The sequence below is a fragment of the Variovorax sp. FW301-JW7 genome (assembly GCF_058788795.1).
On the sequence record NZ_JBYTBC010000009.1, the window covers coordinates 159,676 to 186,417 of the forward strand.

Annotated in this window: 24 protein-coding genes; 12 read left to right on the forward strand and 12 right to left on the reverse strand. The window is 65.6% G+C overall.

Annotation, left to right across the window (positions count from 1 at the left end):
• The first annotated feature begins 191 nt into the window (after positions 1 to 191).
• From sucC to AC3WQM_RS23585, 8 genes are all read left to right on the forward strand, one after another.
• Positions 192 to 1,358: an ADP-forming succinate--CoA ligase subunit beta gene (gene sucC / locus AC3WQM_RS23550; RefSeq protein ID WP_489060597.1), complete on the forward strand. Its 1,167-nt coding sequence runs from the start codon at positions 192 to 194 to the stop codon at positions 1,356 to 1,358.
• 10 nt (positions 1,359 to 1,368) lie between these two features.
• Complete coding sequence (gene sucD, locus AC3WQM_RS23555; protein ID WP_489060599.1) at positions 1,369 to 2,262, forward strand: succinate--CoA ligase subunit alpha; 894 nt, start codon at positions 1,369 to 1,371, stop codon at positions 2,260 to 2,262.
• A gap of 116 nt (positions 2,263 to 2,378) precedes the next feature.
• Positions 2,379 to 3,062, forward strand: coding sequence for a TerC family protein (locus tag AC3WQM_RS23560; protein ID WP_489060601.1), 684 nt, complete (start codon positions 2,379 to 2,381; stop codon positions 3,060 to 3,062).
• 28 nt (positions 3,063 to 3,090) lie between these two features.
• The gene (locus tag AC3WQM_RS23565) at positions 3,091 to 3,900 is read left to right on the forward strand and encodes a Stp1/IreP family PP2C-type Ser/Thr phosphatase (RefSeq protein WP_489060603.1); all 810 of its coding nucleotides are present in this window, start codon (positions 3,091 to 3,093) and stop codon (positions 3,898 to 3,900) included.
• Positions 3,901 to 3,973: 73 nt separating this feature from the next.
• Positions 3,974 to 4,624 (forward strand): FHA domain-containing protein, encoded by a 651-nt coding sequence (locus AC3WQM_RS23570; RefSeq protein WP_099794133.1) that lies wholly within the window; start codon positions 3,974 to 3,976, stop codon positions 4,622 to 4,624.
• Positions 4,625 to 4,696: 72 nt separating this feature from the next.
• On the forward strand, positions 4,697 to 6,955 hold the full coding sequence (locus AC3WQM_RS23575) for a CHASE2 domain-containing protein (RefSeq protein WP_492682127.1): 2,259 nt from the start codon (positions 4,697 to 4,699) through the stop codon (positions 6,953 to 6,955).
• Between the two features lie 29 nt (positions 6,956 to 6,984).
• Complete coding sequence (locus AC3WQM_RS23580) at positions 6,985 to 7,788, forward strand: 3',5'-cyclic-nucleotide phosphodiesterase (protein ID WP_492682305.1); 804 nt, start codon at positions 6,985 to 6,987, stop codon at positions 7,786 to 7,788.
• Between the two features lie 202 nt (positions 7,789 to 7,990).
• Positions 7,991 to 8,506, forward strand: coding sequence for a pilin (locus tag AC3WQM_RS23585; protein WP_492682129.1), 516 nt, complete (start codon positions 7,991 to 7,993; stop codon positions 8,504 to 8,506).
• A 744-nt stretch (positions 8,507 to 9,250) separates the two neighbouring features.
• Here the strand turns inward: AC3WQM_RS23585 and AC3WQM_RS23590 are convergent.
• From AC3WQM_RS23590 to AC3WQM_RS23615, 6 genes are read right to left on the reverse strand one after another with little or no spacing between them, the layout of a single operon-like run.
• Positions 9,251 to 13,474: a pilus assembly protein gene (locus AC3WQM_RS23590; RefSeq protein ID WP_492682131.1), complete on the reverse strand. Its 4,224-nt coding sequence runs from the start codon at positions 13,472 to 13,474 to the stop codon at positions 9,251 to 9,253.
• A gap of 30 nt (positions 13,475 to 13,504) precedes the next feature.
• Entirely contained in the window at positions 13,505 to 14,176 is a 672-nt protein-coding gene (locus AC3WQM_RS23595) for a pilus assembly PilX family protein (protein ID WP_492682133.1), read from the reverse strand.
• Positions 14,177 to 14,202: 26 nt separating this feature from the next.
• On the reverse strand, positions 14,203 to 15,336 hold the full coding sequence (locus AC3WQM_RS23600; RefSeq protein ID WP_492682135.1) for a PilW family protein: 1,134 nt from the start codon (positions 15,334 to 15,336) through the stop codon (positions 14,203 to 14,205).
• A 1-nt stretch (position 15,337) separates the two neighbouring features.
• Entirely contained in the window at positions 15,338 to 15,781 is a 444-nt protein-coding gene (locus tag AC3WQM_RS23605) for a type IV pilus modification PilV family protein (RefSeq protein WP_492682137.1), read from the reverse strand.
• A 1-nt stretch (position 15,782) separates the two neighbouring features.
• A complete protein-coding gene (locus tag AC3WQM_RS23610; protein WP_492682139.1) occupies positions 15,783 to 16,406 on the reverse strand; it encodes a GspH/FimT family pseudopilin in 624 nt (207 codons plus the stop codon).
• A 2-nt stretch (positions 16,407 to 16,408) separates the two neighbouring features.
• Positions 16,409 to 16,906, reverse strand: coding sequence for a type IV pilin protein (locus AC3WQM_RS23615; RefSeq protein ID WP_492682141.1), 498 nt, complete (start codon positions 16,904 to 16,906; stop codon positions 16,409 to 16,411).
• Between the two features lie 155 nt (positions 16,907 to 17,061).
• On the opposite strand from AC3WQM_RS23615, the gene AC3WQM_RS23620 reads away from it, so the two are divergent.
• The gene (locus AC3WQM_RS23620; RefSeq protein ID WP_492682143.1) at positions 17,062 to 18,792 is read left to right on the forward strand and encodes a PglL family O-oligosaccharyltransferase; all 1,731 of its coding nucleotides are present in this window, start codon (positions 17,062 to 17,064) and stop codon (positions 18,790 to 18,792) included.
• 9 nt (positions 18,793 to 18,801) lie between these two features.
• Here AC3WQM_RS23620 and moaC read toward each other — a convergent pair whose 3' ends face one another.
• The gene (moaC, locus tag AC3WQM_RS23625; protein WP_062475294.1) at positions 18,802 to 19,290 is read right to left on the reverse strand and encodes a cyclic pyranopterin monophosphate synthase MoaC; all 489 of its coding nucleotides are present in this window, start codon (positions 19,288 to 19,290) and stop codon (positions 18,802 to 18,804) included.
• A 54-nt stretch (positions 19,291 to 19,344) separates the two neighbouring features.
• Here moaC and AC3WQM_RS23630 point away from each other — a divergent pair, with 54 nt between their 5' ends.
• Complete coding sequence (locus AC3WQM_RS23630) at positions 19,345 to 20,916, forward strand: M48 family metalloprotease (protein WP_492682145.1); 1,572 nt, start codon at positions 19,345 to 19,347, stop codon at positions 20,914 to 20,916.
• Positions 20,917 to 20,946: 30 nt separating this feature from the next.
• Here the strand turns inward: AC3WQM_RS23630 and AC3WQM_RS23635 are convergent, their stop codons facing one another.
• From AC3WQM_RS23635 to AC3WQM_RS23645, 3 genes are all read right to left on the reverse strand, one after another.
• Positions 20,947 to 21,303: a phage holin family protein gene (locus AC3WQM_RS23635; RefSeq protein WP_307695245.1), complete on the reverse strand. Its 357-nt coding sequence runs from the start codon at positions 21,301 to 21,303 to the stop codon at positions 20,947 to 20,949.
• A gap of 103 nt (positions 21,304 to 21,406) precedes the next feature.
• Positions 21,407 to 21,871: a hypothetical protein gene (locus AC3WQM_RS23640; RefSeq protein WP_492682147.1), complete on the reverse strand. Its 465-nt coding sequence runs from the start codon at positions 21,869 to 21,871 to the stop codon at positions 21,407 to 21,409.
• Positions 21,872 to 21,957: 86 nt separating this feature from the next.
• Positions 21,958 to 22,692 (reverse strand): TerC family protein, encoded by a 735-nt coding sequence (locus tag AC3WQM_RS23645; protein WP_492682149.1) that lies wholly within the window; start codon positions 22,690 to 22,692, stop codon positions 21,958 to 21,960.
• Between the two features lie 507 nt (positions 22,693 to 23,199).
• Between AC3WQM_RS23645 and AC3WQM_RS23650 the strand changes: the two genes are divergently transcribed.
• Together AC3WQM_RS23650 and AC3WQM_RS23655 are read left to right on the forward strand one after the other, a co-directional pair.
• On the forward strand, positions 23,200 to 23,664 hold the full coding sequence (locus AC3WQM_RS23650) for a DUF3717 domain-containing protein (RefSeq protein ID WP_489060632.1): 465 nt from the start codon (positions 23,200 to 23,202) through the stop codon (positions 23,662 to 23,664).
• Positions 23,665 to 23,666: 2 nt separating this feature from the next.
• Positions 23,667 to 23,972, forward strand: a complete 306-nt coding sequence (locus AC3WQM_RS23655; protein WP_492682151.1) for a putative signal transducing protein — start codon at positions 23,667 to 23,669, stop codon at positions 23,970 to 23,972.
• 13 nt (positions 23,973 to 23,985) lie between these two features.
• On the opposite strand, the gene AC3WQM_RS23660 is transcribed toward AC3WQM_RS23655, so the two are convergent.
• Together AC3WQM_RS23660 and AC3WQM_RS23665 are read right to left on the reverse strand one after the other, a co-directional pair.
• Positions 23,986 to 24,546: a YaeQ family protein gene (locus AC3WQM_RS23660; RefSeq protein ID WP_492682153.1), complete on the reverse strand. Its 561-nt coding sequence runs from the start codon at positions 24,544 to 24,546 to the stop codon at positions 23,986 to 23,988.
• A gap of 34 nt (positions 24,547 to 24,580) precedes the next feature.
• Positions 24,581 to 26,731, reverse strand: a complete 2,151-nt coding sequence (locus AC3WQM_RS23665) for a TonB-dependent receptor family protein (RefSeq protein WP_492682155.1) — start codon at positions 26,729 to 26,731, stop codon at positions 24,581 to 24,583.
• Positions 26,732 to 26,742: the final 11 nt, after the last annotated feature.

A 26,742-nucleotide genomic window follows, 5' to 3' on the forward strand; every position in this document is an offset into this window, starting at 1 on the left:
GGTGGCTAGAAGAAAGTACGTATTGACCGCAACCGCGCATCAAGTATTGGTGCGGCGCACCATGATACAGTCCGCGGTTGTTCGCCGCCCCCAGCCGTCAGGCTGCCGTCGCCCGCGAACAACAGAGCAGAAACAACAGTCTCACTCCCGATCTCCCGTTCTCAACCTCCTCCTTCCGAGAGACATCCCTCATGAAGATTCACGAGTACCAAGGCAAGGAAATCCTTGCCAAGTTCGGCGTGCCGGTGCCGCGCGGCATTCCGGCCTATACGGTTCAGGAGGCGGTCGAGGCCGCCCAGAAGCTTGGAGGCCCGGTCTGGGTCGTCAAGGCCCAGATTCACGCGGGTGGCCGCGGCAAGGGCGGCGGCGTCAAGGTCGCCAAGTCGATCGAAGACGTCAAGAAGCTGGCTGGCGAGATCCTCGGCATGCAGCTCAAGACCCACCAGACCGGCCCTGAAGGCCAGAAGGTGCGTCGCCTCTACATCGAAGACGGCGCCGACATCAACAAGGAATACTACATTTCGGCCGTGACCGATCGCGCGACGCAGAAGATCGCGTTCATCGCTTCGAGCGAAGGCGGCATGGACATCGAGGAAGTGGCCCATTCCACCCCCGAGAAGATCATCACGGTCTACGCCGACCCCAAGGACGGCCTGACTGACGCGCAAGCCAAGGAAATCGCCGACGGCATCGGCATGCCGGCCGATTCGACCGCGCAAACGGTCGACATCCTGAAGAAGCTCTACACCTGCTACATGGAGACGGACGCCTCGCTGGTCGAGATCAACCCGCTCAACCGTGACAGCAAGGGCAACGTCATGGCGCTGGACGCCAAGTTCAACTTCGACAGCAACGCGCTGTTCCGCCACCCCGAAATCGTGGCCCTGCGCGACCTGGACGAAGAAGACGCGGCCGAAGTCGAAGCCTCGAAGTTCGACCTCGCCTACATCTCGCTGGACGGCAACATCGGCTGCCTGGTGAACGGTGCCGGCCTGGCCATGGCCACCATGGACACCATCAAGCTGTTCGGCGGCGAGCCGGCCAACTTCCTGGACGTGGGCGGCGGTGCCACCCCCGAGAAGGTCACGGAAGCCTTCAAGATCATGCTGAAGAACAAGAACGTGGAAGCCATCCTCGTGAACATCTTCGGCGGCATCATGAAGTGCGACACCATCGCCACCGGCGTGATCGCAGCCTGCAAGGCTGTGAACCTGCAAGTGCCGCTGGTCGTGCGCATGAAGGGCACCAACGAAGTCGAAGGCAAGAAGCTGCTGGCCGAGTCGGGCCTGCCGATCATCAGCGCCGACACCATGGCGGACGCGGCCCAGAAGGTCGTGGCAGCAGTCAAGAAGGCCTAAGGAACAAGTCATGTCGATCTACATCAACAAAGACACCAAAGTCATCACGCAAGGCATCACCGGCAAGACCGGTCAGTTCCACACCGAGAAGTGCCAGGAATACGCGAACGGCAAGAACGCCTTCGTGGCCGGCGTGAACCCGAAGAAGGCCGGCGAGTCGATCTTCAACATCCCGATCTTCGGTTCGGTGAAGGAAGCCGCCACGCAGACCGGCGCCACCGTGTCGGTGATCTACGTGCCGCCAGCAGGCGCCGCGGCCGCCATCTGGGAGGCCGTTGAGGCCGACCTGGACATGGCGATCTGCATCACCGAAGGCATCCCGGTTCGCGACATGCTCGAAGTGCGCAACAAGATGAAGGCCAAGGAAGCGGCCGGCGGCAAGAAGACCTTGCTGCTGGGCCCGAACTGCCCCGGCCTGATCACGCCCGACGAAATCAAGATCGGCATCATGCCCGGCCACATCCACCGCAAGGGCCGCATCGGCGTGGTCTCGCGTTCGGGCACGCTGACGTACGAAGCCGTGGCTCAACTGACGGAAATCGGCCTGGGCCAATCGTCGGCAGTCGGCATCGGCGGCGACCCGATCAACGGCCTGAAGCACATCGACGTGATGCAAGCCTTCAACGACGATCCCGAAACCGACGCCGTCATCATGATCGGTGAAATCGGCGGCCCGGACGAGGCTGACGCAGCCCGCTGGTGCAAGGACCACATGAAGAAGCCGGTCGTCGGTTTCATCGCCGGTGTCACTGCCCCTCCCGGCAAGCGCATGGGCCACGCCGGCGCGCTGATCTCGGGCGGTGCCGACACGGCCGAAGCCAAGCTCGCCATCATGGAAGAGTGCGGCTTCACCGTGACGCGCAACTTCTCGGAGCTCGCCAAGCTGCTCAAGGGCAAGCTGTAAAAAGCACCAGGACCGCTGGCGGCGCTCCCGCCGCTCGCAATACCACGCAGAAATAAGAAAGCGCCCGCATTGAGTTGCGGGCGCTTTTTTCAATACAACACAGTGGGATCAGAGACATGGAACTTCTTCAAAGCACAGACTTCTGGATCGGTCTGATCAAGATCGTCTGGATCAACATCATCTTGTCGGGCGACAACGCCGTCGTGATTGCCATGGCGGCGCGATCGCTGCCGCCCGCGCAACAGAAAAAAGCCGTGCTGTTCGGCTCGGGCGCGGCCGTGGTGCTGCGCATCGTGCTGACGGTGGTGGCGGCCAAGCTGCTCGCGCTGCCTTACCTGCAGATCATCGGCGGTGCCTTGCTGCTGTGGATCGGGCTGCAGCTGCTCAGCGAGGACGACGAGGGCGAAGGCGAGTCCAAGGAATACGGCAGCATGTTCGTGGCCGTTCGGACCATCCTCTTGGCCGACTTGGTGATGAGCCTGGACAACGTGATCGCCGTGGCGGCCGCCGCGCAAGGCAGCATGGTGCTGCTGGTGTTGGGTCTGGCCATCAGCATCCCCTTGGTGATTTTCGGCAGCACGCTCATGATCAAGCTCATGGAACGTTTCCCGATCATCGTCATGCTGGGCGCCGCGCTGATCGGCTGGGTCGGCGGCGAGACCATCGTGAGCGATGTGTCGCTGCACGACATGCTGGCAGCCAACCCCTGGATGCACTATGCGGGCGCCATCGCCGGCGTGGTGATCGTCGTGGGTCTGGGCCGCCTCCTGCAACGGCGCGCACGCGCTGCTGCGCACTGATCTTCTAAAAAGCGAGCGCTGACAAACGATGGCAGGTGTTGGCGTTTCCCTTTTCTCCAGTCGACCGGCGCTGAGCTGGGAGTTTGCGGCGCTGACCGATGTCGGGCGCCTGCGCGCCCACAACGAAGACGCGGTGCATGTCGACCCGGCCCTCGGCCTGGCGCTGCTGGCCGACGGCATGGGCGGCTATAAGGGCGGCGAGGTGGCCAGTGCCATGGCCATTTCGCTGATGCACGCGAGCTTCGGCCGCTGGTTCGCCCAGGCCGGCATGCAGGCACCCGCCCGCGTGGTCCGGCGTGCGTTGCAGGCGGCCACCGACGAGGCCAACGGCGCCATCCTCCAGGCCGGCATCACCCACGAAGAACTGCGGGGCATGGGCACGACCCTGGTGCTGGCGGCGTTTCGCCCGCAGCGCGTGGTGGTCGGGCACATCGGCGATTCGCGCTGCTACCGCCTGCGCAACAACAAGCTGGAGCAGCTCACGCGCGACCATTCGCTGCGCCAGCAGCAGCTCGACGCCGGGGCCATCACCCCCGAAGAGGCCCTGAATTCCCCCACCCGCAACCTCGTGACGCGGGCCGTGGGCGTGGAGGCCCAGGTCTTGCTGGAGATGCACGAGCACAGCGCCAGGCCGGGCGATCTCTACATGCTGTGCTCCGACGGGCTCAGCGAGATGGTGTCGGATGCGCAGCTTTTCACGCTTTTGACTCGCGATCTCGGGCTCAAGGAGATGGCTTCACTTTTGGTTGCAATTTCAAACGACAATGGCGGACGGGATAACATTTCAGTTGTTCTGGCCAAGGCGGGCGTCAGCGAAGCGACCCGCGGGGCCATGTAGCAGCCAACCCAGGCGGCGGACCGTTTGCGCCGCCTGACGGTGCTGGATCTTTGCAAACGGGGAGTAATCGGCCATGCCGAAGATGATCATTTCGGTCGATGGCGTCGTCATCGGTCAAGTGGCGCTCGCCAAGAATCGCACGACGTTGGGCCGGCGCGCCTACAACGACATCGTGATCGACAATCTCGCCGTCAGCGGCGAGCATGCCGTGCTGCACATGAGCGGCGGCGAAGTCGAAATTGAAGATCTCAACAGCACCAACGGCACCTACGTCAATGCGCTGGCCATCCAGAAGCAGGCGCTCCAGGACAACGACGTCATCGAGGTCGGCGGCTGCCGCATCCATTTCCGCTCGCACAGCAACCTCATGGTCGGCCCCGGCTCCGTGCGGGCCTCGCTCTCCGAGTATTCGGCCCCGATGCCGCTCTCGTCGGCGCCCACCGAATCGGGCGCGCTGGTCGAGCTGGGCGTGCCCATGCTGCGCGTGCTCTCGGGCGCCAACGAAGGCCAGGACGTCCCGCTGCAGAAGGTCGTCACCACCATTGGCAAGCCTGGCGTGGCCGTGGCCGTCGTCACGCGCCGCCGTCAGGGCTACGTGGCGGCCACCGTCGTGGGCAGCGTCACGCTCAACGGCGTGCAACTGGGCGCCGAGGCCGTCGCGCTGCAGGAAGGCGACGTGCTCGAACTCGGCGGCGCCACGCGCATGCAGTTCGTTCGGATCTGAGCCGCGCCCGGCGCCCCGCTCCGCCCCCCGTTTTCTCGCCGACAGGCATCCGTTGTCCAAGGCTGACTGGCCATGAGCGCATTGCGGCGGCACTGGCCGCGCATCGCCATCACGCTGCTGCCGGTGTTGCTGGCGCTGCTCCATGCGACTGGCACCTGGCGGCTGGGCGTGATCGAGCATCTGGACCATCTGATCTACGACGCCCGCCTGCGCGCCACCATGCCGGGCACGCCCGACACGCGGGTTGTGATCGTCGATGTCGACGACGCCAGCCTGGCGCGCGAGGGCCAGTGGCCCTGGCCGCGCGACAAGATCGCCAGCCTCACGACGGAACTGCTCGCCCGCCAGCACGCGGCCGTGCTGGGCTTCGACGTGATGTTTCTCGAGCCCGACCGCAGCTCCGGCCTTGGGCGCCTGAAGGAAATTGCGGCCGGCCCGCTGCGTGATGTGCCGGGGCTTTCCGCCGAAATCGACCAGCTCGCGCCGACCCTCGACCACGACGCCACACTGGCTCAGGCCCTGCGCGGCCAGCCCGTGGCGCTGGGTTACTACTTCACGCGCACCGAACAGCCCAGCGCCAAGGGGCTGCTGCCAGCGACGCCGGTGCTGCCGCCCGACGCCTTTCCGCCTCAGGCTTCCTTCGTCACGCTCTGGAACGGGTTCGGCGCCAGCCTGCCGGTGCTGGGGCGCGCGGCGCCAGTCGCGGGGTTTTTGAACACCCTGGTCGGTGACGGCGACGACGACGGCGTCATCCGCAGCGTGCCGCTCATCGCCCGCTACGAAGGCGAGCACGCGGCGCCCGGGCACTACGAATCGCTGGCACTGGCGGTGTACCGCATCGCAAACGGTTCGCCACCGGTGCGGCCGGCGCTCGTGGCCGGCGACGGCAACTTTCCGCGCCTGCAGGCGCTGGTGCTCGGGTCGTTGCGCATCCCGGTCGACCAGACCGCCAGCCTGCAGGTGCCGTTCCGTGGGCCTGGTGGTCCGCGTGCAGGGTCGTTCCGCTACGTGGCCGCTGCCGATGTGCTCGAAGGCCGTCTGGCACCGGGTGAATTGAAGGACAAGATCGTCCTGCTCGGCGCCACCGCCCCCGGCCTGCAGGACCTGCGCGCCACCCCGGTCGGTGCTGCGTTCCCGGGCGTCGAGGTGCATGCCAACATCGTCTCGGGCTTGCTCGACCGGCGCCTGCTGGCCGTGCCCGACTATGCGCCGGGCTACGAAGTGCTGACCGTGCTGGCGGCGGGACTCGTGCTCGCCTTCGGGTTGTCGCTGCTGTCGGCATCGCGCGCCGTGCTGCTCGGTGCGGGCGTGGTCGCCGCGCTGGTCGGTCTCAACACCTGGCTCTACATCGGCCACAGCCTCGTGCTCCCACTGGCGTCGGCGCTCTTCATGGTGGCGCTGGCCTTTGCCCTCAACATGAGCTGGGGCTACTTCGTCGAATCGCGCGCGCGGCGCGGGCTGGTGCGGCTCTTCGGCACCTACGTGCCGCCGCAGCTGGTCGACGAAATGCTCGTGCGCCCCGGCCGCTACAGCATGCGCGCCGAGAGCAAGGAAATGACCGTGATGTTCTGCGACATGCGCGACTTCACGCGCTTGTCCGAGCAGATGGCGCCGGCCGAGCTGCAGGCCTTCCTGAACACCGTCTTCAGCCGCCTTACCGAGGTGATCAGCGCGCACCGCGGCACCGTCGACAAATACATGGGCGACTGCGTCATGGCCTTCTGGGGCGCGCCCATCGACACGCCCGGCCACGCCGCGCTCGCCGTGCAGGCCGCGATCGACATGGCCGCTGCCGTGCACGACATCAACCGCCAGCACCGCGCCAACGGCCGCCCCGAGATCAGCGCCGGCATCGGCCTGAACAGCGGCCTCATGAGCGTCGGCGACATGGGCTCGACCGCGCGCCGCAGCTATACCGTGGTCGGCGACGCGGTCAATCTCGCCTCCCGGCTGGAGGGTCTGAGCGGACACTACGGGGTCGAGATCGTGGCCAGCGGCGCGACCCGCGAAGCGGCGCCCGGCTTCGTCTGGCAGGAGCTCGACAGCGTGCGCGTCAAGGGCAAGGCCCAGGCCGTCGCCATCTACACCCCGCTTTCTGCGCAGGTCGGCGCTGAAGCGCGGGACACATCGCAGCAACTCGACCGCTGGACCCAGGTGCTCGCTGCCTACCGCCGCCAGGATTGGGCGCTGGGCCGAAACTTGCTGGCTCCCCTGCTCGCCGCGGATGCCAAAAAAGTCCTTTACCAGCTCTATGCCCAGCGTTTAGCCTCGATGGCGCTACGCCCGCAGGACCCGGACTGGGACGGCGCCACCCGGTTCGACACCAAATGACGACAGACGCAACCAAGGGGTCTTCCACAATGCAGGTACGCGTGCTGGGTTGCTCGGGCGCCATCGCCAAGGACTGCCGCACCACCTCGTTCCTGGTCGATGCGGACCTGCTCGTGGACGCCGGCACGGGCGTCGGCGATCTCACCCTCGACGAGATGGCCGCCATCGACGACGTGGTGCTCACCCACTCGCACCTCGACCACATCGCCGCCCTGCCCCTGATGCTCGACGCCGTCGGCAGCCGCCGCACCCGGCCGCTGCGCGTGCATGCCCTGAAAGCCACCATCGACGCGCTGCGCGCGCATGTGTTCAACAACGTCATCTGGCCGAATTTCGAACGCATTCCCAGCCCCGAATCGCCCTTCGTGAGCTTTCACGAGATCGCAGTCGGGCAGTGCCTCGAGCTGGGGCGCGACGCTCCCAAGCTGATCGAGGTGCTGCCGGCCGTCCACACCGTGCCAGCCTGCGGCTTCGCCATCCGTCGGGCCGAAGGCGGCGCCCACTGGGTCTTCAGCGGCGACACCGAGCGCAACCCGCCGTTCTGGGAGCGCGTCAACGCGATCGACGTGGCGATGCTGGTCATCGAGACCGCCTTCAGCTCCCGTGAGGAGGCGCTGGCCGAACGCAGCCTGCACCTGTCGCCTGTGGCCTTGGCGCACGAGCTGGCGCACATTGATCCGGGCAAGCAGTACCCGATCTACATCACCCACACCAAGCCCGCAGAGACCGAAGAAATCATGAGCCAGATCGAGATGCTGGCAGGGCGGGAGGTGGCCGGCTTGGCGCAGCGGGACATCCGCTGGCTGAAGGCGGATGGGGTGCTGACGTTCTGACAAGGGTCGGTCGGGCATGACAAATTTGTCGACACAATTGGCATCTGAGTGCGAGTTGTGTCACATCATGTAACTATCTTGTGACCAAAGACGGCCCGATCGAGGGCTGCAGGGTGGGGAAGCTGGGTGGCACGGATGCTGCGGAAGTTACCCCGCTCCGGGCTGGTTCCCGGGCTTTACAAACCAACCTGGAGTTAATCGAATGAACCGTCGTTCTATCGCACGCAATGTGCAAAAGGGTTTCACCCTGATCGAATTGATGATCGTTGTGGCGATCATCGGTATCTTGGCAGCTGTGGCTCTGCCGCAGTACCAAAACTACACGGCTCGCGCTCAGACCACTGAAGCAATGAACCTGCTCGCCGGTCTGAAGACCCCACTCATGGAGATTGCCGGCTCCCAAGGTTTGGCAAAGGCCTGCAGCACAGACGCGCCGATTCCTGGGCAGCCCGCTGCCAACCCCCCAGTGGCCCCGGTCGAAGCTGGTGCTCTGCATACCTCCAACAATTTCACGCTGGCCGGCAAGTACGTCTCTGGCATCACGGCCAATCCGGCTGTCGCGGGCGAATGCAGTCTCGTCGCAACGTTCGCCCAGACGGGCGTTAACGATAAGCTGAAGGGCCAGACCATTACGTTCGTATACACCGCCAGCAACGCGAGCTGGGCATGCAAGTCCAACCTGGACCAGTCGGTTCGTCCTAAGACTTGCGACCAATAACAATCTGAGGCTGCTCAGAACGGCCTACAACCAAGCCGCCTTCGGGCGGCTTTTTGCTTTTTAATCCTCGTGTACCAGTCTTCGTGGACTGGCACCTTTTCCCTCAAGCAAGGCCGGTCAATGGGGTCAGGTTCGAGGCGCGCAGACTCTTGGTCTTTCAATCAAGAAAGCGAACGCAGCCAGGGCCGGTCCAATAGCGCTACGGTATCCGGAGCCGCTCGACTGTATTGGCACGGCGACCAGAACTGGGATTCAGCATCCTCTCGGCTGCCCATGCCCGTATCGGCCAAGAAATCCTCTTCCGCTTCCATGCCATCGACTCACCGAGCAGAAGGTCGACTTCCCCGAGGTGCTGCCTTTTGAAGTCAACGCGAATGCCCGACTGTTCGAGGTGGTGATCGGATGTACTGAAGAAGGACCGGGCACGTATCGAAAAAGGGCCTTCGTGTTCTCGCAAAAGCTTCTTCCGGGTTGAGTAGAGCAAGAGCTAGCCGCCATCGAGTTCTGGGCCGTCCTGGGGTTGGTGTGGCCGCTAGTGTGATGCGCGCGAATACACCGTGATCAAGTTCGTTTGCGAGGTGCGCTAGTCGCACTAGCGGCGCGGGGTCTCGCAGAGACCGTACCAGCCCTGAAATTGAAAACGCCCGATGAAATTCATCGGGCGTCTCCAGCACCTTCAATACCCAGGCCTACCAGTCCTTTGTAGGCGCCAACCTATGACAGCCTGGATCAGACACCTTGTGTCTAGTTCACCAGCTCCCGCCAGGAAGTCCGATGCACACTCCCGTTCCCCGACGGCGGCCCGGTCGGCGGAACTTCCGACCCCAGATCCCCATTGCTCCGCTGATAAATGATGCGGATATTCCCATCGCTGTCCTTCACCCAGCTCATCCCGACAATCAGCGTGCTGCTGCTCCACTGCATGCCGGCCGGGTTGGTGGTCACCACGCCGCCATTGGTCACGTTGAGGTAGTAGCGCCACGACGAGCCGCCTGAGGCACACGCGTCGCCATTGGGGATGGCGGTTGCGATGGCAAGGGTGTTGAGTTGCAGGCCCAGATTGGTGGCGATGCGTTCTCGGCCGTGTGGCAGGTCGATCCACCATCCTCCCTTGGTCGCGAAGTTCACAGCGTTGTTCGAAACAGCTGCGGTGGTGGCCGTGGCTGCAGCTGCATTCAGTGTGAAGGTTTGCCGCACGAAATTGGTCGTGTCTGCGCGCACATCGCCCCAGCCGTTGTTGGTCAGCGGGTCCTTCACGGCATAAATGCTCTGCTGCGTGGTGTCCTCGATGTCACTCTGGCCCAGATAGCGGCCCGTCCCGACCACGATCACGGGCTTGCCTGCAACCTCCACGGTCTCGGGTTTGGTGGTGATCGGCTGCGGCGTATTGCTGACCTGGAAGGTCGCGAGCTTGAGCGCCGCGCGCTTCGGCTCGATCAGGCCGTCAATGTCGAAGCGCCACAGGTTGCCCAGCATGTCACCGCCGTAGAAGCGTTTGCTGGTGTTGTTGGCGGCATCGTCGATCCATGCATTGATCTTCGCCAGGCCGCTGGGCGCGCTGGCGCTGCCGGCGGTGGTCGAGATGTCCTGGAGCTTGGCGCCGGTGTTCGCGTTCAGCACGAACAAGTGGCCCTTGCCGTCGCCGCTGGTGTTGTTGTAGCCCGATGCGAACACGACCACCCAGGTGCCGTCGGCCTTCTTGGTGATGACCGGGTTGCCATAGCTGAGGCCGAGGTTGTCGTCGGTGAACTCCCACAGCATCGAGGGACTGGTGGGGTTCGTGATGTCCAGCGCGTAGTAGCTCTTTCCGCCGCTGTTGAGGCCGCCGACAAGAATGGTCTTCCAGGTGTCGCCGACCTTGATGTCGCCCATCACCGGCGCTCCGTCCACGAAGTACTGATGGTTGGCGCCATAGGCGGTGTCGGCCAGCTTGTACAGGTTGGGCATGACCGCCGTGGGAATGAAAGCCCAGAGCTCGGTGCCACCGTCTGATGTGTCGGACGAGAACGCGTGCAGCATTCCGTCGTTGGCCGCCACGTAGACGACGTTCTTGCGAGAGGCTTTCGACACCACGAAGTCCGCGTACCCGGCATCGGCGTAACTGAAAGGTGGCTTGCCGACATGGACTGGCGCGCCGTTGACGATGTCGCCCAGCACGTGTTCGCGCTTGCGATACAAGGCTGCCACCGGCGCATTCGATGCATTGACGCTTTGCGACTCGTATGTCTTTACGCCGCGCAGGTAGTTGACAAGGTTGGCGCCGGAATTGGCAATGGTCTTGTCGTCCGCTGTCAGCAGGGTGCATTGGCTCGCGGTGAGGCCGGTCGAGCAGATGCGGTTGTTGAAGTTCGCCTGTAGCGTCGAGCCCAGGTTGCCGTAGGTAAAGCCCTGCAGCGTTCCGCTGTTGTTGAAGTAGATGTTGCGGTTCGCCGGTGTCACCGCATCGAGTTGAGCCTGTGCGGACCAGGCGCGCGCGCCGATGGTCGCATCGCTGCCCCGAAGCGCGTAGGCTTGCAGGTCGCCGGTCCAGGCCTGCGTGGTGTAGCTGGCGCGGAAGACCTGGTTGTTGTTGCCGGCGACCAGCTCCAGCGAACTGGTCGATGCGGCCGAACCGGCGCCGGCCACCTGCTTGACCGACGAGACGACGCCGTTGATGGCTTCGGCCAGCAGGCCCGCATTCATCGCGGAGTAGTACTGGCCGCGGCCGTTGACCGCGGCATGCCACAGGTCGTCGACGTTGCGGGCATCGCCGTTGCCATCCGAAGCGGCGTTGCCAGGTGAAGGCCAGTTGAGCGGACCGCGTTTCAGATCGGCGTAGGTGCCGCTTGGTTGCGTCAGGTAGTTCTTGTCATAGGCCAGCGTGCCGCTCACGCCGAGGCCGATGGTGAACGTGTTCATGTGCTGCCAGGTGGCAGGGTCGGCCTCGGTGGTGCGCACGATGTTCGCGCACACGTCCTGAGACCCGTTGCCCGACGAAGTGGACGTGCAGTTGCTGCCGTTTCGCAGGTCCGTCTTGTAGTAGTACTGAGCGACGTCGGCGAGTGTGTTGGAGACGCCGCCGTCGAATGTCGTGCTCTCGACCGGCGTACTCGGGGTGAACTGGTCCGAGGAAGGCTGAGTGATAGCCTGGCTGCTCGTGCCAGTCGACAGCGACCCTTGCTGGGTGACTGTGCCGTTGGTGTCCGGGGTATAGGTGGTGCTCCCCGCCCCCGAGCTGACGCAGGTCGACTTGTCCGCGTTCCCACTGTCAGACCAGGAGCCGATGGCGCCCTGGGTGCTGGAGGCGGTCGCGACGCCTGAATAGGTCCAGTTCGAATAGCCGATCGGACCGGTCACCGGCGTGCTCGCTGTCCCTCCTGTCGTGACGGTCGTCACCGTGTATGTGGCGGTGCCGCGCTGTGGTGTCAGAGATGTTTGAGTTTCGGTTTGGGACGCAGTCTGCGGTTGTTTGGTTACTCGATACTGTCTGCTGCACCCGCCCCCTGTATTCGAGGCGACTGTGACCTTCGTGCGTGATCGAGTCAGCGTACGCGATTGAACCCGGGTTTCCGTTGCTGTCGCGGGTGCTGTGTACGTGATGACCTGCGTGACGGTGCGCACCGTGCTGTCCACCATGGGGCGGACTTCATCGCCATCCTGCTGTCCGATCTCCGAGGTGCCGTTCAGCTGCATGCCCTTGCCGCCGTTCCAATAGCCATCGGTCGACAGCAGCGCATAGTTGCGCTGGCAGGAGTACTGCATCGGGTCGTACTGGTTGTCGAATTTCTTGCCGAAATAGCGCCCCACCTTGGAGAGCGCGGCTCGCAGTGGCGTACCGCCATTGGGTCGGGAACCGTACAGGCTGCTGTAGAAGTTGTCCTTCTGTCCCTGGTCGAAGTCCTTCACGTCACGGAAGTAACCCGTGCCTGATCCAGCGGTACTGGCGCCATCCACCACGCCGGTGTCGCTGATCGTCGAGAAGCCGACACGGTACTTGTCGTCCAGGGGCGAGATGGCCCGGCCCATCGCCGTGCGCATCAAGAGGTAGCGCTTGCGATAGTACGAGTACCAGTTCGCATAGTTGGTCTTGACTGCCGCGTCCGATGCGCTCGTCACGGTGCGTCTCTCGAAGACATTGCTGCCTGGAGTCGAGCCGATGCTGCTCGTGCACTCCTGGTAGAAGGTCGTGGTCGTATCGACGCTCCCGCTGCTGTTGTAGGTCCAGTTGACGGCGGCCTGGGTGCCGTTGCTCTTGTAGACGTAGTACGTGGGCGTGAGCGTCACCGTCCAGTCTGTGGCGGAGCCACTGTTGGCCGAGTCCGAGACCAAGACTTCCAGGGTCCAGGCGGTTCCCCTTCGGTTGAGGCTCCAGTTCGTGATCACGCCACCCATGCTGATGCCCGAGTTCGCGCCGCTCGTGAGCGTGACGGCATCGCCCACGGTAAAGGACGAGTCGCTGTAGGTGTTCAGGTTGGTCGTGATCGTGAAGGTCTTGGTGCCCGTGCCGGCACTCACCGATGCCGATTGAATGACCGTCGCCTTGAAAAGATCGACAGTCGAGGCTTGGGAGTAGCCGTCGGGCCATGGGGCGCTGATCGACGAGTTCGCGTAGGACGTTTTCGCCGAATTGACGGGCGGCAGATAGGTGAGCGCCGGGTCGTAGGCCAAGCCATTGCATTGGGCCGTCCAGTAGCCGTACCACTGCGTGTACGGTTCATCTGTTGCGTTGTTCGACGCGCCCAGGTCATCGGGCATGTAGCTCCAGTTCATCGACCCCGAGTTGTCGAGCAGGAACAGCAGATTGGGTTTCGCCTGCACATTGCCGCGCGTCGCGAGCGGCTCGTTGGCGATATCGGTGGTGCTGGCGCTCTGCGACGAGGTGGTGAGGACCACGCCCAGCACGCCGAGCGGCACCAGGCTGCCGAGCGCCAGGGTGCGCCAGACCGAGGTGCGGCCCGTTTTCGAAGAGCGAAGAAATGGAGGCGTCATGATGAGGTGTTCCTGGACGTTTCGTCGCTCTTAGAAATGCACGATGGTTTCGGAGTAGCTGGCGGTGTTGCGCGCACCGCTCACCCGCACGACGATCCGGTAGTAGGGCCCCGCGGCATTGGCAAAGCGGGCGTAGTCCGCGTAGTTCAGTTCACCGCGCTTCGAGGCGGAAGAGCCTGAGGCGCTCATGGGCTTGGCGCAGTGGATGGTGCTGTCGGTGCCGTAGTCTCCCGACTTGTTGCACAGCCGGAAGATCACGTAGCGCGCGGCGTTGCCGTTGATCGTGCCGGCGCTCGCCGACTTGATGACACAATCCGCATAGGTGCCGGAACCTGCCGAGCGGCAGGTGTCGTCGTCCCAGTCCACCAGCCGCCGTGTGGCCGCCGCGACTTGTCCACCGGTCACGTCGACCAGGCCGGCCGCCGTTGTTCCGTCGTCCGAGTACTCGCGGCTGTTGGCGTAGTAGCCGTTGGCCGGCAGGCTGCTGTTGAGGCTGGCGTTGTTCGTGGACAGCCAGGTGATGGCTACGCGCGCTGCCTGGTCGGTGGCCACGGTGGCGTCCTGCTTGAAGCCGATGTTGCCTAGCAGCGTAGTGCTCGTGTCCACGGAGCGCACGAGAGCCAGTGTGGCCAGCAGCATGGCCACCAGCGTGAGCAGCGCGAAGAGCAATGAGACGCCGCGCTGGTGACGGGAAGCGCTCATGCGCGAAGAGATCGAGAAGGAGTTCATCACGAGTTCCAGATGACGTTGCGCAGGGGCACGATCGTGTCGTAGACCTTGTAGCGGTAGTGCGTCCAGTCGGGCACATGATTGATCTTGAGCGGGAGGCAATTGCTCGTGCCGTTGCATGTGGCCGGTGTAAGGCCGGTGAAGGTCGAGGTGGTGCCGACATCCCACGGGATCGTGTCACCGCTGATCTCTTCCTTTTCGTACTGGTTGCTGCGCGCCACCACGGCGATCCGGATAGTCAGCACCTGCATCCAGCCTGCGCTGGTGGTCGGCGTGGTGGTGTCGTAGGCATCGACGATGCCGTCGCCATTCGTGTCCTTGCCGTAGAACGCCTGCAGGTTGACGATCTGCGGATAAAGCACTGAAGAGGTGGCGGCTTCGCTGGTCGGCGTGAAGTCGTCCGTCTTGAGGCTGAGCGAACTGATGGAGTAGGTGCGCAGCACCATCGAGCCCATGTTCAGCAGGTAGCTGCCGGCTTCGTAGCCGGCGGTCGGAAACACCGCGCTCTGGTTCCACTTGGCGAGCGCCGGAGTGCCCGCGACGTGCGGCACGTTGGTGGCGCTCAGGGTCGTGGTCGCGGCACTGGTGTCGCTGGTCACGCTGAAGAGCGCGCACCCGATGTTCGCGGTCTGGGTTTTGGGCACCGCGATCATCAGATTGCCGACACTCGCATTGAGCGATGAGTTGACCGTGAAGTGATCGTCCGCCTGCGCATGGTTGCCAGTCAGCACCATCGGCGTGGAGAAGCTGGGTGTGTTGGACTGAAGAATGGTGATGGTGTCGGGCGCTCCGCTGGCGCCGTCGGTGATCACCACCGGTGCCAGCGTGAAGGCGGTGGCAGTGCCGGACGCATCGAACTTGCGGGTCACCGGGCAACCCAGTGCATCGGGGCTGGCGGCCGCGCCATACCCGGCCTGCTGGATGTCGCGCTGCAACGCGAAGATCGACAGCGAGCCGTTGATCTGGGCATCGCCGCCCGTCGTGATGGTGCGCCGCTTGCCTTCGGCGAGCGCGAGCACTTGTGTGATGACGAGCACCGTGAGCATGCCCAGCACCAGACCGACCATCAGTTCGATCAGCGTGAAGCCGTGCTGCGATACGGTGGCGGGCGATTGTGGAGAGGTCGAGGTCATCTCAGTTCGTCGATTTCGAAATGGTGGTGCTCGTGACGTATTGGCGCGTATCGCCATTGGGCATGGTCCACCCGACCGTGACCTGGACATCGCCGGTGCCGGAGGCGACCGTCACCGCGCCCGTGCCTCGCGGCAGGGTTTGGCTTACCTTGTCCTGCCATTCCTTGCAGCGCGTCTGCGACGCGCAGCCGGAGCCGCTGTAGGAGGCCATGTTCGTCAGGTCGCCCCACATGCGACCGATGAGTTCGGTGGCCAGGTAGGCGGCATCGGCGCGGGCCTTCGAGTCGGTCTGGGCCCGGGCCATCGTGGCTTGCATCCCCACCATTCCCAGGATGCCGAGCATGAAGATCAGCAGAGCGATGAGCACTTCGAGCAGTGCGATGCCACGCGCGCCTTGACGGGCTGCTTGCTGCGGGCGGGGCCGCGAATTGGCTTGTGTCTTCATCTCAGCATCTCCGCGGGTCGTTGGTGGCGACACCCGCGTCGGGGTCGCACATGCGGACCTGTCCGGCCGGGCTCACGACGAGGCGCAGGTTGCGGTAGGTGTTCCCGCTCGCCGTTCCGGTGATGTCGATCTGCCCGATGGCGCTGGTGGTGTTCACGATGCGACCGAAACCGTTGAACGTGACCGACGTGGCTGCTGTGCTGGAGCCGGCGGACAGCACGGCCGTCACCGACACCTTGCCCCCCGCATCGCCGACCGGCCGGCCCGTGACCAGCATGGGCGATGAGTCGGTGGAGGGCGCGTCCGCGCAATGGCTGATCGGCGAATTGACGCTGACCACCCAGGAGCCGCTGGTGTTTGACAACGCGCAGTCATTGCTCAGCACGGCAGGGTTGTCGAGGCTGACCAGCCAGAACGAGATGTTCTGGTTGCGCCGAATGGCTTCGGCACGCGCGAGTTGGAGGCCATCTAGCAGTGAGCCGGTGACGTTGCGGATGCGTGTGTTGTCCGTCCAGGTGCTGAGCGACGGCAGCGCCGCAAGCAGGAGCAGCGCGAACACCGTGATGGTGACGACCAGTTCGATGAGGGTGAAGCCGCGCGAACGCGGTGAGCGGCGCGAGCGCATGGTCAGCAGGCGGTGGAGGATGTCAGCCAGCAGGGCTGGCTGACTGTGCTGCCCTTGAACTGGGTGGTCGCGCGTGCGCCGGTCTGATCGATGGTGTACTTGTGGCCCGTCGCCCGCCCCGACACGCCCTCGGCGGTGACGGTATAGCTCTGCTGGGCCGAGTCACCGGTGCGGGTGTTCAGCGCACAGCTGAAGGTAAAACGATCCTTCGTGGTGGGGAAGGTGTTCCAGCCGGTGCCGCTGGTGCCATCGGCGCAGGCCGAGCCGCCATAGTTCCGGTTGTCCTGGTAGTACTGCTCCATCTTCACGCGGTACTCCGACAGCCCGTTGAACGCTGGCGGAAGCTGGCCGCGCCGGACGTAATCGTTGTAGCTCGGGATCGCGAGGCCCGCCAGGAGGGCGACGATGGCTACGACGATCATGACCTCGATGAGCGTGAAACCCTGCAAACTGCGGTGCCGCACGGCAGCCACTTTCACGGCGAATTGTTGTCTGGTCATCGAACAGGCCTCTCGGCTGCCGCTGCGGTGGCCGAGCGGCAGGCAATGGTTATTTAGGATTGTTATAGAGTGTCCATAACTGTTTCCAAATGCAAATCCATTCATCCGCCGCGCGCCGCCACTCATCGGCGGTGGCCGGTTGGCATGATGGGTTGATGAATCGCCTTGACGCGTCTTTGCCGGCGCCTTCCTCGCACGCCCCTTCACGGCTTGCCGAATTTGTCTGTGCCGGCCTTGTGGCCTGGCCCTTTCTTTCCCCGCTGGTCGGCGGGCCCTCGATCAACGTCTGGCAGCAACTGATGTCATGGGGCTGTGTTGCGGGGCTGCTTGCGATGGCGCCGTCAGCCTTTCCCTCGAGGGGGCTGCGCGCCGGGCTGGCGGTGATGGCGGTTTTCACCGTGTTGTCCGCAGCCGCGGGTATCGGAGCCACGCTCTTGCTCCCGACCTTGGGCGCTTTGGCGGGGATCGCCACAGCCGCTTGTCTCGGCGCAGGAGCGGCGCAGCAGCGCGGCCCTCTGGTTCATGCTTTGGCGGTCGGCCTGCTCGCCGGTGGTCTGCTCAGCGCCCTCCTGGGCCTGCTCCAGTACTACGGCTTCACCGAGTTCCTCGGGCCGCTCACGTCGTCACCTCCGTCCGGCCGGGGTTGGGGCAACCTCCGCCAGCGCAACCAGTTCGCCACCCTGATCAGTCTGGCGCTGGTCGCAGCGCTGTGGTGGCACGCCGCATTGCGGTCACCGCGCACCCGCGGGCTGTTCGTTCCCGCCGGCGTGCTCCTAGTCGCGGCCCTCGTGGCCTCGGGATCACGCACCGGTTTCCTGCAGTTGCTGCTGATCGCCGTCGGTGCCGCCGCCATGGCGTTGCGGGAGCGTCGCCGGGCGCCCCAGCATGCAGGCTCGGTGGACTTTCGCCTGCCAGCCCCCACGTTCCTGCTCGCCGCCATCCCGCTGTACGCCGCCCTGCACTGGCTGCTGCCGTACCTCGCCAGCGGCGGTGACGCCGGCCACGCGGTCGCCTCCGGCACCGGCATGCTCCACCGCCTGCAACCCGCCGTCGTCACCACCGACAGCCGCGTCGTCCTCTGGCAGAACGTCCTGACCCTGATCGCCCAACGCCCCCTCACCGGCTGGGGCTGGGGCGAACTCAGCTTCGCGCACTTCGCCACGCTGTACAACGGCCCGCGTTTCCCCGTGATCCTCGACAACGCCCACAACCTGCCGTTGCACCTCGCCGTCGAGCTGGGCATTCCGGCGGCGGTGCTGATCTGCGGCGGCTTTCTCTGGATGGTGGGGGTGGCGAAGCCGTGGCGCGAGCGCGATCCCTTGCGCCTGATGGCGTGGGGCCTGCTCGGCGTCATCCTCGTGCACAGCCTGCTCGAGTACCCGCTCTGGTACGGCCCGTTCCAGCTGGTGTTCGGCCTGTGCCTCGGCATCCTGTGGCCGGCATCGTCCAAGTGCCCGGAACCGAGCGGCAGAAAGCGCGCCGCATTCGCAGCCGCCGCAGCCTGGATCGCCCTCATCGGCTACGCCGCCTGGGACTACACCCGCATCAGCCAGATCTACCTGCCGCGCGACGCCCGCATGCCGGCCTACCGCGACGACACGCTCGCCAAGCTCCAGGGCTCGTGGCTGTTCTCGCGCCAAGTGGATTTCGCTGAGGTGACGCTGACAGCGGTCACACCGGCGAATGCCGCGCACATGCACGAGCTGGCCGGGCGCGTGCTGCATTTCTCCCCCGAGCCGCGCGTCATCGTGAAGTTGCTCGAAAGCGCCGAGTTGCTGGGGCGCGATGCCGAGGCCCATGCCTGGGCCGAGCGCTTCCGGGTGGCGTTTCCGGCCGCGTTCGCCCGCTGGCTGGACAACCGCCCGGACGACGCGCCCGAGCTGTAGCCGCTGGATTCAGCCCGCCGTCGCGACGTAGCTCCCCGACTTCCCGCCGTGCTTCTCCAGCACATGCACGTCGGTGATCCGCATCCCGCGGTCCACGGCCTTGCACATGTCGTAGATGGTGAGCAGCGCGACCTGCACGGCGGTCAGGGCTTCCATTTCCACGCCGGTCGGACCGACGGTCTCGACGGTCGCGGTGCAGGCCACCTGCGGCGCCTGGCCGCCCTCGGCGAGCGCGAAGGCCACGGCCACGCGGGTCAGCGCGAGCGGGTGGCACAGCGGGATCAGGTCGCTGGTCTTCTTGGCCGCCTGGATGCCGGCGATGCGCGCGATGCCCAGCACGTCGCCCTTCTTGGCGGTGCCCGACTCGATCAGCGCCAGCGTCGCGGGCTGCATCTCGATGCGGCCGGTGGCCACGGCCACGCGGTGGGTGGCGGGCTTGGCTGCCACGTCGACCATGTGGGCCTGGCCCTGGGCGTCAAAATGGGTGAGGGTGCTCATCGGTGAACGTTCGTTTTGAAGATGCATCATACGAGCCCGAGCCACAGACGAGGAATGCCGCGCTTGACTCCCTCTTTCCACAAGAAAACCCGCCCGATGCCCCTCCGGCATGCGGTGTGCGCTACCTTTTTGATAGTTTCCCAGGTGCTGTTGCCGGTCCCCGCGCTGGCGCAGGTGCAGCAGATCCTGCCGGGCCTCGGTGACGGCGGCGAGATGACGGCCAGCGCCGAGCGCCAGCTGGGCGACCAGATCGTGCGCGAGCTGTACCGCGACACGGACTACATCGACGACCCGGTGATCGCCGCCTACGTGCAGGACATCTGGCAGCGCCTGCTGGCCGCCGCGCGCGCGCGCGGCGAGCTCACGCCCGAGCTTGACGAGCGCTTCGCCTGGACCATCCTGCTGGGGCGTGACCGCAACATCAACGCCTTCGCGCTGCCGGGCGGCTACCTCGGGCTGAACCTGGGGCTGCTGGCCGCGGTCGGCAGCCGCGATGAACTGGCGACGGTGCTCGGGCACGAGCTGTCGCACGTCACGCAGCGCCACATCTCGCGCATCATGAGCAAGCAGGGCAAGCAGATGCCCCTGATGATCGCCGGCCTGATCCTGGGGATGATCGCGGCCAGCAAGAGCCGCAACGCCGACGCCGGCCAGGCGGTGATCATGGGCAGCCAGGCGCTGTTCATGCAGAACCAGCTGAGCTTCTCGCGCGACATGGAGCGCGAGGCCGACCGCATCGGCTTCGGCGTGATGACACAGGCGGGCTTTGCACCGCAGGGCGCCGCGGCGATGTTCGAGAAGCTGCAGTACGCCTCGCGCCTGAACGACAACGGCTCGTACCCCTACCTGCGCAGCCATCCGTTGACGACCGAGCGCATCTCGGACATGCAGGGCCGGTTCCAGTTCCGTGCCGATGCCGCACCGCCGACGGTGCCGCTGGTGATGGACCACGCCATGGTCGCTTCGCGCGCCCGTGTGCTGACGCGCCCGGGCGTGGACGTGCTGCGGCTGTGGGTCAACGCGGCCTCGAGTGGCGAGTTCGCGGGCAGTTCACCGGCGCAGCAGGCGGGCACGCTCTATGCGGCGGCGATGTCGGCCAAGGAGTTGCGCGACTTCAAGGCGGCGCGTGCGCTGGCCGAGCGGCTCGTGGCCCGCACGGCCGACGACGCAGCCGCGGCCAAGCAGGCGCGCTGGCTGCAGGCCGAGATCGAACTCGCGGCCGGCGGCGCGCCCCGCGCGGCAGCGCTGCTCGACGCCAAGTCGAAGGAGCGGCCCGAGATGCTCCTCGCGGCCGAAGCCGCGATCGCCCAGCGCCAGCCCGCGCCGATGGTGCCCGCGCTGCGCGACTGGGTGGCCGTCCACCCGCGCGACGCCACGGCCTGGCGCACGCTGGCCAACCTGTACGGTGCGCAGAACGACACACTGCGCGCGATCCGCGCCGATGCCGAGGCCAACGTGGCGATCCTCGACTACCCGGCGGCGCGCGACCGCTTCAAGGCGGCGCAGGAGCTGATCCGCAAGTCGGGCGCGTCCATCGACCACTACGAGGCGTCGATCGTCGACACGCGCGCACGCGCTGTCGACGTGCTGGTCAAGCAGCAGGCCGAGGAGCCGCCGCTGAAGTGACGAGGGGGAAGAGGGCGTTGTCGCCGGCGCTCAGCGCCGGGGCGACAGCAGCCCGCCCAGCGCGCTCTCGATGAGCAGCCCGAGCAGCGAGTAGATCAGCGAGCCCAGCAGCGCGGCGAGGAAGCCGTTCACATGGAAGCCGCCGAGCAGGCCCGAGGCGGCCCAGAACAGCAGGGCGTTGATCACGAACAGGAACAGCCCGAGCGTGACGATGGTGACCGGCAATGTCAGGATCACCAGCACCGGCCGCACGACCATGTTGAGCAGGCCGATCACGGCCGCCGCGAGCAGCGCCGAACCGAAACTCTGGACCTGGACGCCGCTGTAGAGGTAGGCGACCGCGAGCAGCGCCACGGCGCTGAGCAGCCATTTGAGGAGGATGCGCATGCGTCGCAGGATACCCCACGGGCCCGCACAAAAGAACAAGCCCCGCTGCGTTGCCGCAGCGGGGCTTGTGTCGGTTCGGGAGGGCGTGTGGCCCTGATCAGGCTTACTCGGCCAGCTCGTTGGCCAGCACCAGCAGCGCACCCATGCCCATCACGGCGCCGGGAAAGGCCCAGCCCGATTGTTTGGCCGGGGTCTGGTCGGGCGTGACCGGTTCCAGGTCGACGCCGATCTTCGGGCGGCGCGCATCGACCACGTGGGTGGCCGCGTGCTCGCGCTTGAGTTGCTGCGTCAGGTCGGTCAGCGGGCCCTTGGCCAGCACCGCCGTCACCTGGCCGCCGTTGCGTTCGAGCAGCGGCAGCATCTGCGCCTGCACCTTGCTGAACCACTTGGCGCGCCAGTTCTCGCGCGCGCTGTGGCTCACCCACTTGCTGATCCGGTGTGTCATGCGCGGCGCGCAGGCCACGAGCACCCAATGGCGCGCCACGACGTGGTTCGCATCCGGCGCCAGTTCGGCGAACTGCTCGCTGGCATAGACGGCGTCGTCGACGTAAAGAATGATCTTTTCCATGAGTGCTCTCCTTTGATAGTTAGAGTGACAGAGACCGGATTGATGCAAGAAGTTTCAGCGCGGGGCGTTGATCGTTCAACGAACGCTCAGTGAGCCGCGGTGGCGGGGGCCTGCTTGCGCGAGGCCACCCACTTGCCGATCGCCAGCACCAGCAGCGCACCGATGATGCCGGCGGCGTACTTGATGGTGTCGGTCTGCGGCACCTTCGGCACCCAGGTCCAGTTGGCGGGGTTCGCCAGGGCCGGGTCGGACACGGCCATCGTGCCGGCGATCCAGCCCAGCAGCATGCCGCCCAGCGTGATGATCATCGGGAAGCGGTCCATCAGCTTGATGACCAGCTGGCTGCCCCAGACGATGATCGGGATGCTCACGAGCAGACCGAAGATCACCAGCGGCATCTGGTGGCCTTCGCCCGCGCCTTGTGCGGCACCGGCGATGGCGATCACGTTGTCCACGCTCATCACCAGGTCGGCAATGATCACGGTCTTCACGGCGCCCCAGAGGCGGTCGCTGCCGGCGATGTTGCCGTGCGCGTCGTCATGGTCGGGGGCCAGCAGTTTCACGCCGATCCACAGCAGCAGGATCGCGCCCACCAGTTTCAGGAACGGAATCGCGAGCAGCGTGAGCGCGAAGAAGATCAGGATCACGCGCAGGATGATGGCGCCGGCGGTGCCCCACAGGATGCCCTGGGTGCGTTGCGCGGGCGGCAGCTTGCGGCATGCCAGTGCGATGACGACGGCGTTGTCGCCGCCCAAAAGAATGTCGATCATGATGATCTGACCGACCGCGACCCAGAATTCCGGGGTCATGAACTGTTCCATAGATTCCTCATTGTCTTGGCGCCATGCCCGCAGCTCCCCGGATGGGACCACGACGGGCAGCGGCATGCCGATGCGTTTCGATTCACCCTGCACGGGTGCGGTCGAAAGCGGGGGAGCGAAGGCCGGGTGACACCGGGGACTTGCGAACGCTTCGACCAAACCTGCGCAGGTTCAAATCGAAGGTCTCGCTCGACAACAGCAGGCGCGCCGACAGGCGTCGGCGCGTGTGTCGCCCGCCAGGCCGGAAGTGTTGTGCTTCGTATTGACGACCTGACGATTCACGCTGCCCGGGGACAGCGATCGGGAGCTACTCCCCTTCGTGGGCGGGATTAAAGCATTGAAGACCGCGCCGAGGCAACCGAAAGTTTTCTTTACATTTAAGGGCAAAGGTCCGGAAGGGCGCATGCAGTGGGCATTTGATGCTCCATTTTTGGGAGCGCCTATGGCCCTAAGAAGGGACGGGACATTGCGGGACTATGATCGCCGCTCGCTGTTTTTTCACTCTTCATGGCCGCCATCCACATCACCGACATCGAGGCCGCCATCAACCACTGGCGCGAGAAGTCTCCTTCGCCCGACGGCATCACGCTGGCACCCGAATTGCGCGCGCTGGCCGAGGTCTACGCGCTCATGGTCTTCCACCACGAAGACGAGGTCGACGAGGTCGGCTTTCCCGCCAAGGCCTGGGCCGCGTGGCTCGACTGGTACCACAGCACGCCCGACACGCCCTGCATCGCGATCTGCTCGACCAGCCAGGGCGACGACGAGTGCAAGGGGTGCGGGCGCAGCTTCGACGAGGTGCAGTACTGGCCGGCCATGACGCCGGTCGAGAAGCGCGTCACCTGGCGCCGCATCACCATGGAAGACTCGGCCTGGCGCTTCAACCGCTATGCCGAACGCGCGCGCGAAGCCGAGCCCACCGCCGCCGAGCCCGAGTTCGACCCCGACGACGACAAAAACTGGGCCCCCTGACCATGCGCCGCCTCGCGCAAGCCCCCAACCTCGCGATCGCGACCGTGTGGGCGCATGCCTTGCGCGAGGAGGGCGTGGGCGCGACGGTGCAGCGCGAATTCCTCGGCGCGGTCATGGGCCAGCTGCCGCCCGACCAGTGCCTGCCCGAGATCTGGATCGACGATGAATCGCAGTACGAACTCGCGCGGCGCCTGCTGCACGAACTGCAGCACCGTCCGCAGCGCAGCTGGCGCTGCGTGTGCGGCGAGCAGGTCGAAGGCGGTTTCGAGCAGTGCTGGCAGTGCGGCGAGATGATGCCGGCGGCCTAGCCGCGCGGACCCTTCACTTCCACTTGAGCAGTTCGACGTCGATGCTGTTGACGCCGTCGCCCAGCGTCAGCGTGCTTTCCTGGATCGTCGCCTGCAGCTGCATGCTGCGCTGCGCCAGCTTGGCGAGCGCCTGCGAGGCGTCGGTCGGCACGCGGTAGACCTTGAGGTTCTGCGGCCGCGTGAGCTTGCTCTCGATGCCGCGCCACCAGATTTCGGCCGCGTGGTTGAAGCAGTAGACGATCACCTCGTCCGCCTTGCCGCAGGCCTTGATGATGGGCTTGTCTTCGGGCTGGCCGACTTCGATCCAGATCTTGGTCTGGCCCGTGAAGTCGCGCAGCCACACGTCGGGCTCCTCGACGTTCGACAGGCCCGCGCCGAAGGCCAGCGTGCCGTCGCCGTTGCAGATGTCCTGCAGCTGGTGCGCGTTGAGCGCGAGCGCGACCAGCCGGATCATCATCCGCTCGTCGGTCTCGCTGGGGTGGCGCGCCAGGGTCAGCGCATGGTCGGCGTAGTAGCCGTGGTCGATGTCGGCCACCGCGAGGGTGGCCTTGAAGATGGTGGATTTGAGAGCCATGGGTGCGCGAGTGTATGCCCGTGCACCTTCGGCCTCAGAACGCCACCGACGCCTGCAGGTACACCGTGCGCGGCTGGCCCACGTACTTGCCGCCGTTGTTGTCGACCGAGCGGTTGTAGTAGCGGCGGTCGAACAGGTTCTTCACGCCCACGGCCAGTTTCAGGTGGCTCAGCGAGGGGCCGAAGTCGTAGGCGGCGCGCAGGTTCACTGTGCCGTAGCCCGGAATGTCGCCCAGCCGCCCGCTCGGGTCTTCCACGGTGATGTACTTCGCGCCGTCGTCCGGCGAGCCCGGTGAACGCTGCTTGGATTGCGCGTAGAGGTCGGCGTTGAGCGTCCACGGCCCGCGCTCGTAGCGCGCGCCGATCGTCGCGACATGGCGCGAGTAGAAGGGCAGGTCGCGCCCCGCGAACACGCCCGCCTTCGAGGTGGCCTGCGTGTACGTGTAGGTGCCCGACACCGACAGCCCCTTGAGCGCATCGCTCAGGCTGCCCAGGTCGTAGCGCAGCGCCGACTCCAGCCCGCGGTGGCGCGTGGCGCCCAGGTCGGTCCACTGGCCGACGTCGCCGGTGATGGAGCGCGCGAGCAGCAGCTCCTTGTCGAAGTTGATGTTGAACAGCGTCAGCTCGCCGCTCCACGATTCGCCCTTGTACTTGGTGCCGATCTCGTAGGTCTTGGCTTTTTCGGGGTGCAGGCTGGTGGTCGACTGTGCGAGCTGGGCGTACTGCTGCGGACCGAACGACACGCCGGCATTGGCGAACAGCGACCAGCGCTCGCTCATGCGGTAGAGCACCGACAGCGTGGGCAGCACTTCGTTGGACTCGATCTTCGGGTAGATCGCGTTGGTGACGCGGTTGTTCGCCATGGTGAACACGTCGTTGTACGAACGGAAGGACTCGTAGCGCACGCCGGGCGTGACCGTCCAGTTGCCGAAGTCGATGCGGTCGTCGATGTAGAACGCGTGCGCGGTCGTGCCGCCCTTGCTGGTCTGGTACGCGGGCAGCGCGAGCGCGTAGGCGTCGAAGCCCGGCGCCGGCCGGTAGTAGCTGCTGCGCGTGGCCGTTTCGGAGGCCTCTTCCTTCAGGTAGCGCGCGCCGATGCTGATCTCCTGCACCACGCTGCCCGAGTCGATCAGGCGCGAGTAGCGGGGCTCGAAGGCGTAGGTCTTGTAGTTGCGCGGCGCGGTGGTCAGGCGGCGGCGGTTGGCGTTGGCGCCCGTGCCTTCCTGCTCGAGGTAGCTGCTGCGGTACGAGTCCGTGTAGTAGGTCAGCATCTCGAACTTGTTCACGCCGTCGTTGTGCGTGTACTTGAGCGAGCCGTCGGTGCGGCGCCCGGTGAACTCGTCGAAGGGGCGGTCCGACTGGAACGGGTTGGCCGCGAACTGCGCTGTCGTCAGGCCGCCGGGCATGCGCCCCTTGCCTTCGAAGTGGTGCAGCGAGATCGCGATGTCGTCGGTCTTCGAAATGCGGTAGGCGCCCTTGAGCATCAGGTCGTCGATGCGGGTCTTGTCGTTGCTCTGGCGCCAGCCGTCCCCGTGCGTACCCGAATACAGCAGTGCCAGCCCCAGGCCGTTCTCGTTGGTGCCGCCGATGAACAGGCTGGGCGTGCTCTTGGTGCCGCCGCCGTGGCTGGCGCTCTCCACGCCCACGCCGACTTCGCCCGCGAACTGCTTGGGGATCGAGCGCGTCACGAAGTTGATGATGCCGCCCACGTTCTGGGGGCCGTAGCGCACCGAGCCCGCGCCGCGCACCACGTCGACGGCTTCGAGGCTGCCCAGCGACACCGGTGCCAGCGACAGCTGCGGCTGGCCGTAGGGTGCGTAGGCCAGCGGCACGCCGTCCAGCAACACGGTCGAGCGCGGGGACAGCCGCGAGGTCAGGCCGCGCACGCCCACGTTGAGCGAGATGTCGCTGCCGCCGGTGCCGTTGCTCTCCTGCACCTGCACGCCGGGCACCTGGCGCAGCACGTCACGCACGCTGGCCGAGCCGCTTTCCTGGATCTGCTGGCGCTCGACGATGCTGCGCGCGCCGGCGTGCTCGAGCACCTTGGTCTCGGTGGGCGTGCCGAGCCAGTCACCGGTGACGGTGATGGCCTCGAGCGACTTCGACGGCTCGGCGTCGGCCGCGAAGCTGTGCAGGCTCAGGGGCAGCAGGGCCAGGGCGATGGCGGTTTTTTTGTGCGGGAACAAGGGGAGTCCTC

What these genes read in the sequence shown, in the direction of transcription:
- sucC (WP_489060597.1), top strand. Translation starts at nt 192, where the DNA reads ATGAAGATTCACGAGTACCAAGGCAAGGAAATCCTTGCCAAGTTCGGC.
- sucD (WP_489060599.1), top strand. Translation starts at nt 1,369, where the DNA reads ATGTCGATCTACATCAACAAAGACACCAAAGTCATCACGCAAGGCATC.
- AC3WQM_RS23560 (WP_489060601.1), top strand. Translation starts at nt 2,379, where the DNA reads ATGGAACTTCTTCAAAGCACAGACTTCTGGATCGGTCTGATCAAGATC.
- AC3WQM_RS23565 (WP_489060603.1), top strand. Translation starts at nt 3,091, where the DNA reads ATGGCAGGTGTTGGCGTTTCCCTTTTCTCCAGTCGACCGGCGCTGAGC.
- AC3WQM_RS23570 (WP_099794133.1), top strand. Translation starts at nt 3,974, where the DNA reads ATGCCGAAGATGATCATTTCGGTCGATGGCGTCGTCATCGGTCAAGTG.
- AC3WQM_RS23575 (WP_492682127.1), top strand. Translation starts at nt 4,697, where the DNA reads ATGAGCGCATTGCGGCGGCACTGGCCGCGCATCGCCATCACGCTGCTG.
- AC3WQM_RS23580 (WP_492682305.1), top strand. Translation starts at nt 6,985, where the DNA reads ATGCAGGTACGCGTGCTGGGTTGCTCGGGCGCCATCGCCAAGGACTGC.
- AC3WQM_RS23585 (WP_492682129.1), top strand. Translation starts at nt 7,991, where the DNA reads ATGAACCGTCGTTCTATCGCACGCAATGTGCAAAAGGGTTTCACCCTG.
- AC3WQM_RS23590 (WP_492682131.1), bottom strand. Translation starts at nt 13,474, where the DNA reads ATGACGCCTCCATTTCTTCGCTCTTCGAAAACGGGCCGCACCTCGGTC.
- AC3WQM_RS23595 (WP_492682133.1), bottom strand. Translation starts at nt 14,176, where the DNA reads ATGAGCGCTTCCCGTCACCAGCGCGGCGTCTCATTGCTCTTCGCGCTG.
- AC3WQM_RS23600 (WP_492682135.1), bottom strand. Translation starts at nt 15,336, where the DNA reads ATGACCTCGACCTCTCCACAATCGCCCGCCACCGTATCGCAGCACGGC.
- AC3WQM_RS23605 (WP_492682137.1), bottom strand. Translation starts at nt 15,781, where the DNA reads ATGAAGACACAAGCCAATTCGCGGCCCCGCCCGCAGCAAGCAGCCCGT.
- AC3WQM_RS23610 (WP_492682139.1), bottom strand. Translation starts at nt 16,406, where the DNA reads ATGCGCTCGCGCCGCTCACCGCGTTCGCGCGGCTTCACCCTCATCGAA.
- AC3WQM_RS23615 (WP_492682141.1), bottom strand. Translation starts at nt 16,906, where the DNA reads ATGACCAGACAACAATTCGCCGTGAAAGTGGCTGCCGTGCGGCACCGC.
- AC3WQM_RS23620 (WP_492682143.1), top strand. Translation starts at nt 17,062, where the DNA reads ATGAATCGCCTTGACGCGTCTTTGCCGGCGCCTTCCTCGCACGCCCCT.
- moaC (WP_062475294.1), bottom strand. Translation starts at nt 19,290, where the DNA reads ATGAGCACCCTCACCCATTTTGACGCCCAGGGCCAGGCCCACATGGTC.
- AC3WQM_RS23630 (WP_492682145.1), top strand. Translation starts at nt 19,345, where the DNA reads ATGCCGCGCTTGACTCCCTCTTTCCACAAGAAAACCCGCCCGATGCCC.
- AC3WQM_RS23635 (WP_307695245.1), bottom strand. Translation starts at nt 21,303, where the DNA reads ATGCGCATCCTCCTCAAATGGCTGCTCAGCGCCGTGGCGCTGCTCGCG.
- AC3WQM_RS23640 (WP_492682147.1), bottom strand. Translation starts at nt 21,871, where the DNA reads ATGGAAAAGATCATTCTTTACGTCGACGACGCCGTCTATGCCAGCGAG.
- AC3WQM_RS23645 (WP_492682149.1), bottom strand. Translation starts at nt 22,692, where the DNA reads ATGGAACAGTTCATGACCCCGGAATTCTGGGTCGCGGTCGGTCAGATC.
- AC3WQM_RS23650 (WP_489060632.1), top strand. Translation starts at nt 23,200, where the DNA reads ATGGCCGCCATCCACATCACCGACATCGAGGCCGCCATCAACCACTGG.
- AC3WQM_RS23655 (WP_492682151.1), top strand. Translation starts at nt 23,667, where the DNA reads ATGCGCCGCCTCGCGCAAGCCCCCAACCTCGCGATCGCGACCGTGTGG.
- AC3WQM_RS23660 (WP_492682153.1), bottom strand. Translation starts at nt 24,546, where the DNA reads ATGGCTCTCAAATCCACCATCTTCAAGGCCACCCTCGCGGTGGCCGAC.